General features: G+C 50.9%; 17 protein-coding genes and 1 riboswitch. Of the genes, 7 read left to right on the top strand and 10 right to left on the bottom strand.

Annotated features, from left to right (window positions below; translation table 11 throughout):
- Positions 1 to 697: 697 nt before the first annotated feature.
- Positions 698 to 1,159 carry a hypothetical protein gene (locus IGR76_10760; protein ID MBF2078973.1) on the top strand — a complete coding sequence of 154 codons (462 nt, stop codon included), beginning with the start codon at positions 698 to 700 and terminating at the stop codon, positions 1,157 to 1,159.
- 205 nt (positions 1,160 to 1,364) lie between these two features.
- Here IGR76_10760 and IGR76_10755 read toward each other — a convergent pair whose 3' ends face one another.
- Complete coding sequence (locus IGR76_10755; GenBank protein MBF2078972.1) at positions 1,365 to 1,838, bottom strand: DUF4079 domain-containing protein; 474 nt, start codon at positions 1,836 to 1,838, stop codon at positions 1,365 to 1,367.
- 407 nt (positions 1,839 to 2,245) lie between these two features.
- Between IGR76_10755 and IGR76_10750 the strand changes: the two genes are divergently transcribed.
- The 3 genes from IGR76_10750 to IGR76_10740 all read left to right on the top strand — a co-directional run bounded on the left by IGR76_10750 (position 2,246) and on the right by IGR76_10740 (position 5,135).
- Positions 2,246 to 2,782: a DUF4149 domain-containing protein gene (locus IGR76_10750; protein MBF2078971.1), complete on the top strand. Its 537-nt coding sequence runs from the start codon at positions 2,246 to 2,248 to the stop codon at positions 2,780 to 2,782.
- A 283-nt stretch (positions 2,783 to 3,065) separates the two neighbouring features.
- Positions 3,066 to 4,319: an ABC transporter permease gene (locus IGR76_10745; GenBank protein ID MBF2078970.1), complete on the top strand. Its 1,254-nt coding sequence runs from the start codon at positions 3,066 to 3,068 to the stop codon at positions 4,317 to 4,319.
- A 36-nt stretch (positions 4,320 to 4,355) separates the two neighbouring features.
- Complete coding sequence (locus tag IGR76_10740) at positions 4,356 to 5,135, top strand: ABC transporter ATP-binding protein (GenBank protein ID MBF2078969.1); 780 nt, start codon at positions 4,356 to 4,358, stop codon at positions 5,133 to 5,135.
- A 6-nt stretch (positions 5,136 to 5,141) separates the two neighbouring features.
- Here IGR76_10740 and IGR76_10735 read toward each other — a convergent pair whose 3' ends face one another.
- From IGR76_10735 to IGR76_10720, 4 genes are all read right to left on the bottom strand, one after another.
- Positions 5,142 to 6,098, bottom strand: a complete 957-nt coding sequence (locus IGR76_10735; GenBank protein ID MBF2078968.1) for an NAD-dependent epimerase/dehydratase family protein — start codon at positions 6,096 to 6,098, stop codon at positions 5,142 to 5,144.
- A gap of 4 nt (positions 6,099 to 6,102) precedes the next feature.
- Positions 6,103 to 6,300 carry a hypothetical protein gene (locus IGR76_10730; GenBank protein MBF2078967.1) on the bottom strand — a complete coding sequence of 66 codons (198 nt, stop codon included), beginning with the start codon at positions 6,298 to 6,300 and terminating at the stop codon, positions 6,103 to 6,105.
- Positions 6,301 to 6,569: 269 nt separating this feature from the next.
- Entirely contained in the window at positions 6,570 to 7,946 is a 1,377-nt protein-coding gene (thiC, locus tag IGR76_10725) for a phosphomethylpyrimidine synthase ThiC (GenBank protein MBF2078966.1), read from the bottom strand.
- 7 nt (positions 7,947 to 7,953) lie between these two features.
- Positions 7,954 to 8,055, bottom strand: a riboswitch (TPP riboswitch).
- A gap of 422 nt (positions 8,056 to 8,477) precedes the next feature.
- Positions 8,478 to 8,819 carry a TIGR03792 family protein gene (locus IGR76_10720; protein MBF2078965.1) on the bottom strand — a complete coding sequence of 114 codons (342 nt, stop codon included), beginning with the start codon at positions 8,817 to 8,819 and terminating at the stop codon, positions 8,478 to 8,480.
- A 155-nt stretch (positions 8,820 to 8,974) separates the two neighbouring features.
- Here IGR76_10720 and IGR76_10715 point away from each other — a divergent pair, with 155 nt between their 5' ends.
- From IGR76_10715 to IGR76_10705, 3 genes are all read left to right on the top strand, one after another.
- Positions 8,975 to 9,298, top strand: a complete 324-nt coding sequence (locus tag IGR76_10715; GenBank protein MBF2078964.1) for a phasin family protein — start codon at positions 8,975 to 8,977, stop codon at positions 9,296 to 9,298.
- 192 nt (positions 9,299 to 9,490) lie between these two features.
- Positions 9,491 to 9,793, top strand: a complete 303-nt coding sequence (gene ureA, locus IGR76_10710) for an urease subunit gamma (protein MBF2078963.1) — start codon at positions 9,491 to 9,493, stop codon at positions 9,791 to 9,793.
- An 80-nt stretch (positions 9,794 to 9,873) separates the two neighbouring features.
- Entirely contained in the window at positions 9,874 to 10,305 is a 432-nt protein-coding gene (locus IGR76_10705) for an urease subunit beta (protein MBF2078962.1), read from the top strand.
- Positions 10,306 to 10,755: 450 nt separating this feature from the next.
- Here the strand turns inward: IGR76_10705 and IGR76_10700 are convergent, their stop codons facing one another.
- From IGR76_10700 to IGR76_10680, 5 genes are all read right to left on the bottom strand, one after another.
- Complete coding sequence (locus IGR76_10700) at positions 10,756 to 11,388, bottom strand: helix-turn-helix transcriptional regulator (protein MBF2078961.1); 633 nt, start codon at positions 11,386 to 11,388, stop codon at positions 10,756 to 10,758.
- A 532-nt stretch (positions 11,389 to 11,920) separates the two neighbouring features.
- On the bottom strand, positions 11,921 to 12,349 hold the full coding sequence (locus IGR76_10695; protein ID MBF2078960.1) for a hypothetical protein: 429 nt from the start codon (positions 12,347 to 12,349) through the stop codon (positions 11,921 to 11,923).
- 90 nt (positions 12,350 to 12,439) lie between these two features.
- On the bottom strand, positions 12,440 to 13,360 hold the full coding sequence (locus tag IGR76_10690; protein MBF2078959.1) for a hypothetical protein: 921 nt from the start codon (positions 13,358 to 13,360) through the stop codon (positions 12,440 to 12,442).
- An 18-nt stretch (positions 13,361 to 13,378) separates the two neighbouring features.
- Complete coding sequence (locus tag IGR76_10685; protein MBF2078958.1) at positions 13,379 to 14,440, bottom strand: bifunctional riboflavin kinase/FAD synthetase; 1,062 nt, start codon at positions 14,438 to 14,440, stop codon at positions 13,379 to 13,381.
- Positions 14,441 to 14,495: 55 nt separating this feature from the next.
- Positions 14,496 to 15,413 carry an MBL fold metallo-hydrolase gene (locus tag IGR76_10680; GenBank protein MBF2078957.1) on the bottom strand — a complete coding sequence of 306 codons (918 nt, stop codon included), beginning with the start codon at positions 15,411 to 15,413 and terminating at the stop codon, positions 14,496 to 14,498.
- Positions 15,414 to 15,573 lie beyond the last annotated feature (160 nt).

Genomic DNA, 15,573 nt, shown 5'->3' with positions numbered 1-15,573 from the left:
GCTAGAGTTGGGTTCCACGTTGTTTCACCCAACCTACTAGAAAAGATATGTCAGTTAACCAGGCATGGTGGGTGTTAATTTCAAGCCTGACTGATAAAGCTTTATATTTTCTAAAACAGTTTATGGGCGATCTTCCCGTAATCTTCAAACTTAGGGTTTGGAAAGTAACGTTTTCTCAAGAGTTGATACCCTAAAATAGAGCAAGTCCTATGACTGACGTTAACAGAACTCGAGTTTTCTGACGCCTCTGACTCGTATCAGGTTTGTTTAAGTGCCTCGGCTAAAATGCGGAATTTTTAGAGGTATGTGCCCCTTACCATTGCATTCCGAGTCACCGGCCGTTCACTGGATTTGATGCAGGTTTCTGGTTTTCGCTTGACCTAAACGTCTTTCAGAACCCTAAAAGGGGCAGTTATCCTCCGCGCCGTTTAATCGCAGTTTGATAGTTGTGGTGCATCAAGACAAGTTAGGTATGCTTCTCGGCTGTTCTCCTGCCGCAGAGGTATGGTTGAAGGATTCGTCAGTAATGACCCTTGAAAATGATCAACGCTTGCCGCCGCAAGGACATGACATGTCAACCCTGTCCCATGATGTTGGGGGTCAACCATCTGGGGACGGCAGCGGGGCTGTGTTTAAGTCCGAGTCAAGTACTTCAGCAACGTATTCTAAAAGACACCCTAAATCGCCTAAAGATACGATGTCTGACTGTGATGAAGCTTGGTCTATCCTATCCCGCCTCAAAGCAGGTGAGACCCTTGTGGTCAACAGCCGTCGTCGTAATGGATTGGTTCTGTTCAAGCCATTTCATGCCGAGTTTGCTGGCCCAGGAGCTGCTGTGGGTGGGCAGCTTGACGTAGATTGCTGTCGTGTCATTCCAGTGGGCAATCTTTCGTTGTTAGAGCCAGAGTCCTATGATGATTGCCAGCGGGCTTTCAAGATTCGTCGCCAGTGGATTAAGCTGACGCAGCAGTTTACCGATCAGCCTAAGCCATTGCAGCGAGCCCAGATGATTTTGAACCAGTTCGAGGCCTATTTTGACGCTGAAACCATTGCGAATATCCCTGACGAAGCCTTTGCGCGGCTGGTGGGGGTGTTGCCTCACACCATACGGGGTGCCCGCCGTCGCCCAGGACAGGTTGCAGTCAAGATGAAGACCTAGTAGGGCTAGGGTTCCCTTTCGCTGCATCTATGTCCACAAAAACTATAGCGTTCCTACGTGGTTTATGAAAAAGATGAGTTGTGAAATGTTCGCCCCGTCGGGGCGAGCATTTCACAATCCAAATAGGATTGCTATATAGAGCGCTCCTCTGGGAAAGGAACGCTCTGGATTGAGATCGACGGGTGAAGGGGTAGACGCGATCGCCCTACAGTTTGTCAATAATGCGCTGGACGATCTGCATTCCAGACACGGCTTGCCAACCAAACAGCCCCACTAAAACGATGTTTAGCATGATGTGGGTATAGCGTGCCCAGTCTGCGCCCTTCTGCATGAAGGGGGATAGGGCGGCTGAGGTTGCGATCAATCCGGTCATTCCGAGTCCAACCAACAGATGGGAGCCAAAAAATAGTTTGCCGTTATTGATGTACGTAACGGCCATGCCGCCAATGGTTCCCAACACCATGAAGGCCAACAAGAGGGAGCCAATCTGGTGGTGCCGAACATTAAACTTACCTTTGATTAACGTCTTTTTGAGGTCGCCTTCAGCGGTGCGGGTACGCCGAATTTGAATGCCGAGATAGAGGGCGTAGAGGGTAACGGCGAGCAAAACCCACATGATGACGGGATGGAAGAACTGACTCCACACTTTTACGGGTTCCGGGAGAGCTGTGATATCCATAGTTAAGAGGTACGACCGAGCGCCAAAGTTCATAAAAGTTAGCATACCCAAAACTTAACATGATTCGGAACTGGGATTAATCGACCATCGTTTCGGGCAGGGGCAAGGGCGATCGCCCGTTTTGTCGGGGTTGGCCTTCGAAGGGATACCGTTTCTGAACTGACAGATACGGAGCCAAGGCTGGAATTACGAAGGGTGCAACGTATCGCTAACTCAAAACTGAATCCTCAAAACTCAAAACTGGTCGGACACCCTCCATGGCGTAATCTGATGCCCCAAGGAACGATGGACAGCCGCGAAAACGCTTTTCCAGCCTGGCGCTATGACATGAAAGTTCACGTCGGAGGTGGGCAGAATTCGGTAGGCTGAACGTATAGAGGATTCAATACTTGTTTGAGGAAACCACTATGTCCGCCCTTTTCTCTCACGCTTCAGACTCGATGAAGTGGCGTACAATCACACTCTCTACATTGGCATTTTGGGTCAGCGGTAGTTTGGTGCTGGATTTTATTGTGATGCCCGGTTTATACGCCGTGGGCATGATGCAGGAACCCAACTTCGCGATCGCTGGCCATAGTCTGTTCGGGATTTTTAACCATATTGAATTACTGTGTGCATCGGTTGTGCTCACGGGTGTTCTAGTCCTGTGGCAGTCTCCCCATCCCAGTATGATTACCCGTCGCATGATGGCGATCGCCGCTATCCTGTTCGCGATTCCAATGCTATACACCTATCTCTTCACGCCGATGATGACGCAACTTGGGGTTAATCTAGATTGGTTTGCCGGAGCCCAGGACGTTCCCCAGCAAATGACCCAAATGCATGGAGCTTACTTTGGTTTGGAACTAATCAAGCTAGTGTTAGGCGGCGTTTTGTTAGGAGCACTGTATGGCGATCGCTTGGCTGACCTGAAAGGCGATCGCCCTTCGGAACTGGTGCACTAAGGTTGAGCATGTCCCGTGTCCGAAAAGAGCGGCTATCTTCGGACGCGGGCTCGCGCTGTGGTTCTGGCGGCACCGAGGATGGGCTGTGGTAATTTTGCCCCTCTTGGGATTATTTGAATGGGGAGCAAGCGCTTACCGTAGCGTGATATCTGCATGGAACAGGACTAGATACAGCAATGTCGGGGCTGTGCCAGTTATGATGAAGATACGCATTGGCACAGACTGAACCGATCTGACTGGGTAGGATGTGGTAAAGCAGAAGTAGCATTCTTTTGCTGACATCATGGCCTCGATTGCGCGCAAGAACTTACTCGAAGATATTCCTCGCTTTTTGGTTGCACAGGCGGGTATTATCTTCGCGGTCAGTTTGATCACGATTCAAATTGGTATCCTTCAGGGCTTTACAACATCCACCACACTGCTCATTGACAACAATCCCAATATCGACATCTGGCTTAGCTCAGACGAAATTGTTTATTTTGAGCTGACTCAACCCCTTCCCTTCTCTACGGTCGATGACGTCTTGAAGGTTGAAGGTGTGGCCGCAGCCGAACCCTTTCTGCTTCAAACGGGTCGCTGGCGCAGCGAAACAGGCAAAATTGCACCCATCCGTTTCATTGGATTTGAGCCGCTGGGGCGTCTTTTCCGTTTGTGGAACGTCATAGAAGGCCGAGTGAGTGATCTCGCTGAGCCGCAAACCATCATGACGGATGAAGCGAATCTAAAATCTCTGCAAATTGAAGCTGTCGGAGATGTGGCGACCATTAATGCTGCCACTGCCCGATTAGTCGGACTGGCTAGGGGAACCCAGTCGATTGCCTCTAGTAAGTTTATCTTTGCGTCATTAGAGAATATCAAAGGCTACGCAACGGCTGGCCTTTCGTCACGAGCGCGATGCGTGATGGATAGCGAGCGGGGCTTCGTTTGCACAACTGAATACGAGCGCGACGATTTGTCTGACGAAGAAAACGCGACCTTCAAAGTGCAGTCGCTCAATTCTGTCGATCCCATTACCTACGTGTTGATTAAAGCGACTCCTGGGCAGGATATTCAAGAGTTAGTGCAGCGCTTAGAAACGCGGTTTGAAAATACCCGTGCGAATACCCGGGCAGAACTGTCGGAGATGACCCGCAGCTTTTGGCGACGCAGTACAGGGGTCGGATTTATTCTGGCACTGGGCGCAGTTGTAGGCGTCATTGTAGGTATGGTGGTCGTTGGACAGATTCTTTACTCGTCCGTATCCGATCACATTAAGGAGTTTGGAACTCTGAAGGCCATGGGCGCATCGGACTGGATCATCTACAAAGTCATTATTGAGCAGTCGCTCTGGATGGCTGTGTTGGGCTATCTGCCCAGTATGCTGCTGTGCTTTGGGTTGGGAGCCTGGACGTTTGAAACCCAAGGGATTCGGATTTTAATTACGCCCTTAACCGCCTTTGGAGTGTTTCTCGTAACGACGGGAATGTGTGTTGGCTCGGCGCTGTTTGCCATTCAAAAAGTGATGCGAGTTGATCCAGCCATTGTATTTAAAGCCTAGGGTGCATTCCCATAACCTCAACCGTAGTAGTAAGGTATGACTGTTTTTCCGACGAACGTAAAGAAGCAAAAAGCCTTGAAGAATCATCGCTCCAAGTTAGAGTGTCTGCCCGTTGAACGGTGTCGGGCAATTGTGGCTGAGCATATAGGCATGACGTTTCAGAATGGCAATCAGTCGTTTGAAGCCCTACGGGACGTGAACTTGACGGTTCGGGGAGGAGAAATTCACCTTCTGATGGGGCCATCGGGGTCGGGCAAAACGACGCTGCTTTCAATTTTAGGGGGGATTCTCAAGCCGACCCGCGGTCGTGTTTGGTTGCTGGATGAGGAAATTACCCGCATGGCGTCCAGTAAATTGGCCGAATTTCGGCTGCATAATATTGGGTTCATTTTCCAGGGATTTAACCTGTTTCCAGCACTCACGGCCTCTGAGAATATTCGCATTGTGCTGAAGTTAAAGGGTTACAGTGCAAGTGCGTCGCGCAAAGAGGCTGCTGACCTTTTAGAACAGGTGGGTCTTGGTGACAAGCGGAAGATGTTACCCCAACAGTTATCCGGTGGGCAAAAACAGCGCGTGGCGATCGCCCGTGCTTTAGCTGGCAGCCCACCGTTAATTATGGCTGACGAACCGACTGCGGCCTTGGATTCCAAAAATGGGGCAGCGGTGATTCATTTGCTCCGCACTTTAGCAAAGGATAAGGGAACGACGGTGCTGATGGTGACCCACGACCCCCGCATCATGGACGTTGCAGACCGGATCGCCTACTTGGAAGATGGGCACTTGCAGGAATCCCCTCCGATGCTGCCGAGCGAATAGTCGTCCCTATAAGGGTTTTGAATCCTTCAGCGTTTGTTCGAGCGATCGCGGATTCCAGCCCAACTCCTGACGGGCTTTAGTAGCATCGACCCGCACACAGCGATCGTAAATGTAATGAACCCGCTCGCGGCTGAGGGGGGGCTGCCAGTTGAATAAACGACCAATTGGATCGAGGAGTATCCCCAACAGACGCACCAGCGCTTCCGGAGCCTCGGCAGGGGGTTGAATTCCCGCATCTTTACCCACAGCAGCAAACATATCACGGGTAGATAGCTCGCCCGACGAGATGATGTACCATCCCCCCGGTTGCCCTTTCTCTGCTGCCAGCAGCATCGCCTGGACGAGATCATCGACATGGACAACCCCCGTTATGCGATCGCCCCCCGCCCACAGCTTCAGACGTCCTTTCAGAAAGGTTTTCATCACCGGGCCAAAGTGGGGATCATCTGGCCCTAGGATGCCAGCAGGCAGGAGGCTAGAGACATTCAATCCCCCAGCAGCAAACTGATCCACCAGTTTCTGAGCGTCATACTTGGTGCGATCGTAGGCAGAGGAAAAATCGGCTTGGGTGCGCTGAAAGGTTTCGTTGATGACCTTTCCCTGGGTATCGCCAAACACACCGATGGTGCTGCAATAGACCATTTTGGGAATACCTAGTTCTTTGGCCGTTTCTAGAACGGCACGGGTTCCGTCCACATTCACCCGCGCCATCTTGGCTTCATCGACTAATCCCAGTTCCACGTAGGCCGCCGCATGGAAGACCACATCCGCTCCGGCCATTCCTTGGCGCAATGCGTCCCGATCGGTGATGTCACCATAGATGAAGTTCACTGGATACTCAGCCAGGCGATCGCAATTGCTCGTTTTCCGCACCAGCGCTGTTACCGTATCACCGCGATCGCACAGTGCTTTCACTAGGTGCGATCCGGTAAATCCGCTGGCTCCGGTTACAAATGCTTTCATCCTGTCACTCCTCAAGGCGATCCACGAAAGGGTTGATCCGACTCACGACATTCAACCGTAGCACACCCGTTGCATGGCTAGCAGGGCTAGGGGCGATCGCCCTGTTCATCCATAAAAGCTTTGAAAGAAAGCCTTGGGATAAACGATCAAAAAATAGCCCATCCACGTCAAAACGGGTATGGCAACCAGAAGCGTCAGCCAAAGCATCTTGAACATGAACCAGCTTCCTGCGATGAATCCGATTCCCGTCAGTACAATCGACCAAGGCTGACACCACCACGGTTTGTAAGCCCAACCCTTTTCTGACTCAGGCATTCTCTAGACTTCTCCCACTTAAAGCAAAAGGGATAGCACAAACGGCTACCCCCACTATAGGATTACAATTCGCTAACGTTCCTGTCAGCAATGAAATTACCAACGGGCGTACATTATGCTTTGCTAACGACCCCTACCCAGGTTAGAACGCTCCTCCTAGCCGACTGGGGACGATGCGTCTTTCTCAAGGAATTTCTCTAGCTCGGTAAGTGCCTCAGCGTCTACCTTGGTCTGCATGGGACAGAACTTAGGCCCACACATCGAGCAGAACTCAGCCGTTTTATAAATATCGGCAGGCAGGGTTTCATCATGGTACTCGCGTGCCCGTTCTGGGTCGAGCGATAGCTCAAACTGTCGATTCCAGTCAAAGGTGTAGCGAGCGTGGGATAGCGCATCATCGCGATCGCGCACACCCGGACGATGACGCGCCACATCCGCCGCATGGGCCGCAATTTTGTAGGCAATTAACCCATTGCGAACGTCTTCAGCATCTGGTAATCCCAAATGCTCTTTGGGCGTGACATAGCACAGCATGGCCGTTCCATACCATCCCGCCATCGCTGCACCAATCGCACTAGTGATGTGATCGTATCCGGGTGCAATGTCAGTGACCAATGGCCCCAGTACATAGAAGGGAGCCTCAGAGCATTCCTCCATCTGCTTCCGGACATTGAACTCAATTTGATCCATGGGAACATGTCCAGGCCCCTCGACCATGACCTGGACATCATGCTCCCAAGCTTGGCGAGTGAGTTGACCCAAGGTTTTCAGTTCCGCTAACTGAGCCGCGTCCGACGCGTCATGCAAACATCCCGGACGCAGCGAATCACCCAAACTAAACGCGACATCATATCGCTTAAAAATTTCAATGATGTCGCGAAAGCGGGTGTACAGCGGGTTTTGTTGATGATGGTAAAGCATCCATCGGGCAAGAATACCGCCGCCACGCGATACGATGCCTGTAATGCGATGCTTAACAAGGGGTAAATGTTCGAGCACGATCCCAGCATGAATCGTCATGTAGTCCACACCCTGTTGGGCCTGCACTTCAATGACGTGTAGAAAATCATCGGCAGTGAGCTTCTCCACACTGCCATGCACCCCTTCCAGCGCTTGATAGATGGGAACAGTTCCGATCGGGACAGGAGAAGCCTTGATGATGGCTGTCCGAATTTGATCCAGATCGCCGCCACCTGTGGATAAATCCATCACGGTGTCAGCCCCGTACTTGACCGCAAGCGCCAGCTTTGCTAATTCATCCTCGATGTTAGAGGAGTTAGGAGAGGCTCCAATGTTGGCATTGACCTTGCAGCGAGTGGCAATGCCGATCCCCATCGGCTCCAAATTCGTGTGATTAATATTGGCAGGAATGATTAAGCGTCCTCGCGTAACTTCATCCCGAATCAAGTCAGGAGATAAATTCTCCCGCTCAGCAACAAAAGCCATCTCCTCCGTTAAGATGCCTTTTCGCGCATAGTGCATCTGCGTGACATTTGAGTGCCCCGCACGCTTAGCGACCCACGCTGTACGCATACTAATTCCTCTTAATTAACAGCTTCCCTCCACCGGTGCTAACCGGACTCAGGTTCTAAGGGTGTAATCTCAGCCTGGAAGCAATGCTCAGGCACCCCTAGCTTGTCACCAAGTTTAACACTCTTAACACAGAGAAAGCTACTAATTAAACTAAAACCTCAGAAAAAAGCTCTAATACCAATTTCAAAAATTCCGACTACACATGAAAGGCTGACATCCCTGATGGTGCAACGCATTTATAACTCAAAACTCAGAGTTGGTATAAAGCTATCATTTTTTTATCAAAAACAAGTTGTTATGACAACTGACGGCCAGGGATAGAGGTAGAGTGTGTGGCCTACGACCTAAACTGCATGATAAGTTTCGAAGCTATCGCAATGGCTTCAGAACAACGGGAGCCTTTGCAATCCATGCGTAATCGCAATGGCTTCAGAACAACGGGAGCCTTTGCAATCCATGCGTATTGGAACGGCTTGTGCTTCAGCCCCTCCCCCTCCTCTTCCTGGTGACGTGTACCGTTATGCCCCAGCGCTATCGGCGGATCATTGTGAGTTCATCGCCAACTGGAGGCTGGAAATAGCGTCGCACTTGATATCCCTTAGACTCCACCAATTTGTAGGTGTCGCCCATAGCAGCCCGGAATGTAGTTTCTGTTTCCTCAAGGCGATCGCTCGGTACAGCTTTCCAATCTTCCATTGTGGCCCAGTGCATCACCAGTACGATTTCATCAAGCGTTTCTGGATTAATCCACACCTGTTTCCCTAGAAAACCGTGATATTGCGCTAGAAAAGGAGTCCAGATCTCTGCATCTTGCTGCACAAACCGTTCTCGAACATCGGGATTGACCTTAAACTGAAGCCATTCAATAACCATTTCACAAACTGCCCACGCGAATGTTTGAACCGGACTAAATCTGCCAGAATGAGACTGTAGGCTGGCAGTGACTGCTCTTTTAATTCTCCGCTTTGAACGCTGAAAAAGCCTCAATCATTCGTTAGATTTTTGGTTGATATCCACAGGATTTAAGCATGGACAATAACAACCTGTTAACCCAGCTCATTATGCTTGGCATTGGCACGACGTCCTTAGCGGCTGAGAAGCTCAAGGAAGTGAGTGAGCAGTGGGTTAAGGACGGCAAGTTGGATCCTGAGCAAGCCGCTAACTTTGCCAATGACCTGATGCAGAAAATGAAGGCAGAGCAGGGCAATTTTGAGGAGCAAATGCAGCGGCAAATCCGGAATATTCTTCAGGATTTGGGCGTGCCTCGGCAAAACGAGATGGATGAACTGCGCGGACGCCTCGATCGCCTAGAGCGTCAGGTGCGAGATTTAGAAAATAAGATCTGGCGCTAGATGTGAAGAAAATCCGCTAAATCGCTACAATCTTGCTATTGATCTTGAAAATAGCTAGAGGGGCGATCGCCCCTCTTGCAATGGACTCTGTTGGTGGGAAGAACGGGGAAAGATACTTCCCCCCTTTTGCCAAGCCTGTGTCCCCATTAGGGGCAATCCATCCCGAACTCGATTCATTGTCTAGATGTCACTATGCAACTAACCCCCCAGGAAAAGGATAAACTGCTGATCTTTACGGCGGCGCTGCTAGCGGAACGGCGCAAAGAGCGTGGCCTTAAGCTGAATTATCCGGAAGCGGTTGCCTACATTTCGGCTGCCATTTTAGAGGGGGCACGCGATGGCCGCACCGTAGCCGACTTGATGACCTACGGCACAACCCTTCTCAGTAAAGCCGATGTCATGGATGGCATTGCTGAAATGTTGCACGAAGTCCAGGTAGAAGCGACGTTTCCCGATGGCACGAAACTGGTTACGGTTCACGACCCTATCCGATGAGGGGCAAGATAGTGGATTCGGGGTTTTCACAACCCGATCGTCCCTGGATGGGGACTGCTTAAGGAGTTGGAGTTTGATCAATGGCGAAGAACGTAGAGAAATCTCAAGCCCAGACGAGTGAGGTAGTGGTTCCAGGGGAGCTATTGCCTGAAGGCGGGATGATTGAGCTGAATGTCGATCGCCCAACGGTGACGATGACGGTCGCCAATACGGGCGATCGCCCGATCCAGGTGGGGTCGCACTTCCACTTTTTTGAGGTGAATTCGGCACTTGCATTTGACCGCGATCAGGCAAAAGGAATGCGGTTAGATATTCCAGCGGGTACGGCGGTGCGGTTTGAACCAGGGGATGAGCGTGAAGTAACCCTGGTATCGTTGGTGGGACTACGCCAAGTGTATGGCCTAAATGGGTTGGTGAATGGCCCGTTAGAGGCTGTAACCGCACAACCAAAGGCTGAAAAGAAAGCGACTGGAAAGAAAGGGAAGACCAAAAAATCGGGCAAGTCAGACTAATGCTCGGATGAGATAGTTTTTCTGCGAACGCTTGGTATAGAAAAGCGTCCGGTACTGCTACGGAACGCTGGTAATTTGGATGCTGAGTGAAATATTCGGTTGTATGGAAACACTGGCAGGTCTTAGGAACAAAGATCGACTCAATGTGCTGCGTCGTTCCAAAAAGCTCTCTAGGTTGGAGCGCTATCCTAGCGTAACGCGGTTGTAAAACGACAGGCACATAGCAGGGATGAAAATGAGAATGATTGGAATAACAAGTGAGTCGAGTTCCATAGGACGCACCAAGGGTAACTGCATCTATAGTGCTCCATGGGGTTTCTGGATCAGCAGAGAAATTGCACGGAACTTGACCTGATGCGATCGCTCTAGCATGTCGGTAGTTTTTCCCACGTAGCGTAACAACTGTTAACACGTCATGCGTTCTACGAGCTTAGGATCCCTCTCGGTCGGTTAATTGCACTCCTCATTCCACCAGACCGATTGGCGTTTAGCTCGGATGCTTTTGATGTGTTTCTTAACGGTATTGACCGTGATATGCAGTTCGGTGGCAATTTCTTCATAGGTATAGTTGGAGCGCTGACGAAACCACACTTCCGCTTCCCGTCCGGTCAGTCCGTATTTCTGACTTTCGGTGATGGCTAAGCTCAGGATTGACTGCCGCCGATCTTCCAGCATCACTAACAGATAGGGATCGCTGCGATCGCTCAATTCAATCCACTGCACCCGCACCCGTAGATCGGGGAACTTGCGATCGCCAATCGCGTCTTCTAAAACAACAAGCTGTTCAGGAAACACATCGCGATTTTCAATCAAGGTTGCGCAAACATGCCAAATTTCAGATGGGACGGTTTGGAATGCTTCCGTACAGGCCAAAAGCTGTTGGCATAACCGTTGAGCATGGCTGTTGGAGTATACAGGGTCGCCTTGCTGCGTCAAAATCAAGATGCCATCTACTAAGCCTTCGGTCACGGCCTGAAGCAAGGGAGACGGTGTCCATATTGAGGCAGCGCTTTCAGAACCAGAGAGCTGTCGAGAATCGAAAGCGGCATCTGCACGTTTGGGGAGAGATGTTAGAGTATTCATCGTTTTGGGGGCTAAATAAACTCTGCAATACCAGACCATTGTTCTGATGGGAGATGTCTAGTTTTGCATTCTCAGTAGGGGGACTTCAAGCTATCTTTGGCTCGATTCCCCCCTTGCTTAAGGGGGCTAGGGGGGATCCAAACAAGATTTGTGATCTACTGATTCTGCATAATCAGAAGAAAATCTTGGCTTATGTATCCTCATCAAATACAAGTCTGGGGTGGGTACGAGTCTGCTTTATGCCACTACCACATTTGAACCTAGGATTCCGGTTCCTCTCAGCGAAAAATAAGGAATGTTATCGTTCAACGTTGCATCCAGTTTGTAAACTGTCAATGGTTATCCGGAATGTCTGGAATTTGAAGTGGAGAGTCGCTCTGGTGGTCTCTCTTGCAGGGGATCATTCGAGGGCGTTTTGGATGCCGAATTTTGATACCAATCAAAAAAGTAAGGTTTCTAGAAAATAAGAGCACAGGAGAATTTCCCATGCTCTTCTACTTCACGCGAATATCGTCGCCAGCTTTGGAGGAGGTTAGCGAACGCGAGAGGTGAAACCAGAGGCTTTGAATTGCTCTAATTTGAGAGGGGTAGGCTGACTGGCTGGAACGCTCACGCGAATTTCAAAGGTACTTTTGCCGGGGGGAACTTCATCAATCGAACCCACTCGCGTTCGATTTTGCATCACTGGATTATTGTTGGCATCGTAGATGCGTCCAAACACATCGGCATCGTAGACGTATTTACCTGATGGGTTTTCAGCAGTTCCAGTAATGATAAAACAGGTCGCTGCTTGGCTGGCTCCACCTGACGTGACCATGTTGCCAAATTCACTAGGGCACTCTTCGTAGGATAGATTAGATACTTTGATTTGGGTCAATGCCCAAGCTGGAGGCGTATAGAGCCATCCCATCATCCACATCCCAACCGATATAGCTATCACTAGCAGCGATCGCATGTTCATACCGTGTCCTTGTTATCAATGCTTATCTCTCATTTTCAGCTTATCCCAGTTCTATCGAAATCAACCTTGAGTATGGCAACTCTGAAGATGTCAGGAGGACGTCCCTTGGGCGATCGCTGCATCCGGGCTGAGCGTCATCAAATCCTCAACATTGATCAGCATCGTGCGGCAAATGGCATCGAGCGGTAAATCGTTCGGGTCACGCCCAAATGGGTTCTCAATTTCCTCTCCGATCGCTTCCACTCCGAACAGCGTAAAACTGATCAACGCGACCATTCCCCCCGTCCACCATTGCAGATCCCCCACAAGCTGAAAGGGTAGCGTCAAGCAGTAGATCAATAACAACTGCTTCAAATGCACCGAGTAGGCCAGGGGAATCGGCGTCTTGAGAATACGTTCACATCCCCCCAGCACATCCACCATCGTGTTCACCAACCCCTGCATCATATTCAGTTGCAATCCATTAATGCGATCGCGCCGATACTGCTGCTGTAAGTAATCTCCCAACCAAAACGCCACCTCTAAGGGCGGATTGTGCATCGTCTTTAAGGTGAAATACCGATTCGGAGATAGTAACGCTTCCAGTTCTGCATCAATCGCTTCACCCCGGATATGGAGCTTGGTAGCCACCGCAAAGGCCACGATCAGCCGTAGCGCATCCGCCTTCTCCGTGCGATCGCCTGACTCCTGTTCCACCACACTCACCCAAATCTGCCGCGCCAAATTCCGTGACGTGTTGACCAATGTTCCCCACAGCTTACGCCCTTCCCAAAAGCGCTCATAGGCGGTGTTCGTCCGAAATACCAGCATCAATCCCAGCACAATGTTCGGAATGAGTCCTGCCAATACAGGTAGCGCTACAGGCCATCCCCATGCATGGAACACCGACACCAGTTCCCCAAAGAGGCCATACACAATGGCGCGGGGCACCACCGCCGGAATTACCGTCCCGCGTAGCCGCACTACATCCCGAAACCAAGCCTGGTGTTTAGACGATCGCACTGGAATCATACCGCGTACAGGCGCATCCTAGTCTGAAAGAGGGGAAGACTGTAATAGTCTCTCACGAGCTGTTTCGCAGTCCTGATGAATTTGAGCCTTAAGCGCATCGATCCCCACAAAGCGCTGCTCAGGCCGAATAAACATTGCCAAATCTACCCGCAGGCGTTGACCGTACAAGTCCCCTGCCCAGTTCAGCACATGCACTTCAATCGTTTGCCGAGTACCGTCTACGGTTGGCCGCTGACCCAGATTCATCACACCCAGCAACGGCTCAGCCACCTCTGCTAAGTGTACCCAGACGCCATACACGCCTTGACGGGGCAAAAACTTATCGGACGGAAGCCGCAAATTGGCCGTCGGAAACCCAAGGGTTCGTCCCAACTGCTGTCCTGTCACCACCTCTCCGATAAGGCTATAGGGACGCCCTAAAAGCTGGGCTGCATACTCCGGATGACCATCCTGTAACGCCTGCCGAATGGCCGAACTGCTGATCCGCTCTCCTTCGTCGTACTGAAGGCTAACAATGTGGGTAGGAATGCCAAACTGAGCGGCGATCGCCCGCAAATCTTGAGAGGTGCCCGATCGCTGGCGTCCAAAACAGAAATCTTGCCCGATGCTAATGAACCGCGCATGGAGATGACCCACCAAAATCTCTTCTACAAAGGCGTGGGGAGTTAAGTTCGCCAACTCCTGATCAAAGGGCAGTAGCACTAGCTGATCAATTCCCAGGGCTGCTAACCATTCGGCCTTTTCATCTAGGGGCGTTAACAACTGCTGCGGCTGTCCCGAAAAGAAAGCGCGTGGATGGGGCGAAAAGGTGACCACTGAGATCTGGGGAGCGGTGGTGCGATCGCCATCGCCATCGATAATTGCGCCTGTATCCGCACTACTGACGGCTGAAAATCCTTGGTGAACAACCCCGACAAGCTGCCGCTCTAAGTCAGCCTGACACTTAGCATTCGCCACCTCTGAGCGAAGCCCCAAAACTGGTTCCATAACCTTACGATGCCCCCGGTGAATGCCGTCAAAGTTACCTAGGGCAATGTAGGTTGGAGTCCGAATCGTTTCGAGAGAAGAGGCTATCCACACGCTTTACATTCTGACACAATCCGCTGCACTTGCAACGCTTGAACCTGTGCCCTGACTAAGCCGACACTTTCGACTGAATGCTCCCAGATGCCTTGCCATCCATGTCTGCAAACGATTCCGGCATATTCAGCAGGTCAATCTCCAGTCCTTCCCAGGCCACAACGCTACTGGGAAAGCGCTTGGCGGTGTCCTCTTTCACCTTGTCCATAAAGTCATCTGAGTGCAGTGGGTCGTGATGGAAGATCACCAGCTTTTTCACATTGGCCGCTTCGGCGACTTTTACGGCTTCTTGCCAGGTGGAATGCCCCCAGCCCACCTTACTCGACTTCTCAGAGTAATACTCTTCGTCGGTGTAGGTTGCGTCGTAGATCATCACATCCGCATTTCGAGCCAGCCACACGACGTTGTCGTCCAAACGATCGGGAAAATGCTCGGTGTCGGTGACGTAGGCTACAGAGTGACCGTTCCAACTCACCCGATAGCCCACGGCCTCACCGGGATGGTTCAGCAGCGCATTTTGCACCAGCACATCCCCCAGGCGCACGGGTTCACCCACATCGATATCGCAAAACTCCATGTGGGCTCCCATGATTTGCAGCGGCACGGGAAAGTTGGGATGGAGCATCTGGTCGTTGAGGCGTTGCTCAATGGTTGAGCCGTTGGGTGCGATCGCCCCATAAATCCGAAAGTGATTGCCAGGAATAAAGGCCGGAACAAAAAATGGAAAACCTTGAATGTGATCCCAGTGGGAATGGGTGAAGAACATATGAGCGGTGAGGGGCATCTCCGCCAGCAGCGATTGACCCAGAACCCGCAGCCCTGTACCACCATCAAAAATGAGGCGATGCCCACCGACTTTTACCTCAATACAGGACGTATTACCGCCATAACGCACTGTTTCGGGTCCGGGGCAAGCAATACTGCCTCTAACACCCCAGAAACGAACCGTGAATTGGTCTTCCTTAATTGGCATGAACGTTGTACCTGGCTTAACCGAGTTTCAAATGGATGAAATCTCGCATGTCAAACGCTGTCGAAAAGTCTTGAACTCAATGACTTGAGGCAACTTTATCTCTGAATTTGGGTGAATGTCATGGCGTCGTAAAAAAATTTACGTAATCCCTACACAGTCC

Source organism: Synechococcales cyanobacterium T60_A2020_003 (assembly GCA_015272205.1).
In the GTDB taxonomy this organism is placed as follows: domain Bacteria; phylum Cyanobacteriota; class Cyanobacteriia; order RECH01; family RECH01; genus JACYMB01.
Note: the sequence above shows the minus strand (reverse complement) of the source record. Positions and strands in the feature narration are given on the sequence as shown.

Excerpts from the sequence above, each read along its gene's own strand:
- IGR76_10700 (MBF2078961.1), bottom strand. The coding sequence starts at position 11,388 with ATGAATACTCTAACATCTCTCCCCAAACGTGCAGATGCCGCTTTCGAT.
- IGR76_10745 (MBF2078970.1), top strand. The coding sequence starts at position 3,066 with ATGGCCTCGATTGCGCGCAAGAACTTACTCGAAGATATTCCTCGCTTT.
- IGR76_10705 (MBF2078962.1), top strand. The coding sequence starts at position 9,874 with ATGGCGAAGAACGTAGAGAAATCTCAAGCCCAGACGAGTGAGGTAGTG.
- IGR76_10720 (MBF2078965.1), bottom strand. The coding sequence starts at position 8,819 with ATGGTTATTGAATGGCTTCAGTTTAAGGTCAATCCCGATGTTCGAGAA.
- IGR76_10750 (MBF2078971.1), top strand. The coding sequence starts at position 2,246 with ATGTCCGCCCTTTTCTCTCACGCTTCAGACTCGATGAAGTGGCGTACA.
- IGR76_10690 (MBF2078959.1), bottom strand. The coding sequence starts at position 13,360 with ATGATTCCAGTGCGATCGTCTAAACACCAGGCTTGGTTTCGGGATGTA.
- IGR76_10735 (MBF2078968.1), bottom strand. The coding sequence starts at position 6,098 with ATGAAAGCATTTGTAACCGGAGCCAGCGGATTTACCGGATCGCACCTA.
- IGR76_10755 (MBF2078972.1), bottom strand. The coding sequence starts at position 1,838 with ATGGATATCACAGCTCTCCCGGAACCCGTAAAAGTGTGGAGTCAGTTC.
- IGR76_10760 (MBF2078973.1), top strand. The coding sequence starts at position 698 with ATGTCTGACTGTGATGAAGCTTGGTCTATCCTATCCCGCCTCAAAGCA.
- IGR76_10740 (MBF2078969.1), top strand. The coding sequence starts at position 4,356 with ATGACTGTTTTTCCGACGAACGTAAAGAAGCAAAAAGCCTTGAAGAAT.
- IGR76_10715 (MBF2078964.1), top strand. The coding sequence starts at position 8,975 with ATGGACAATAACAACCTGTTAACCCAGCTCATTATGCTTGGCATTGGC.
- IGR76_10695 (MBF2078960.1), bottom strand. The coding sequence starts at position 12,349 with ATGAACATGCGATCGCTGCTAGTGATAGCTATATCGGTTGGGATGTGG.
- thiC (MBF2078966.1), bottom strand. The coding sequence starts at position 7,946 with ATGCGTACAGCGTGGGTCGCTAAGCGTGCGGGGCACTCAAATGTCACG.
- ureA (MBF2078963.1), top strand. The coding sequence starts at position 9,491 with ATGCAACTAACCCCCCAGGAAAAGGATAAACTGCTGATCTTTACGGCG.
- IGR76_10680 (MBF2078957.1), bottom strand. The coding sequence starts at position 15,413 with ATGCCAATTAAGGAAGACCAATTCACGGTTCGTTTCTGGGGTGTTAGA.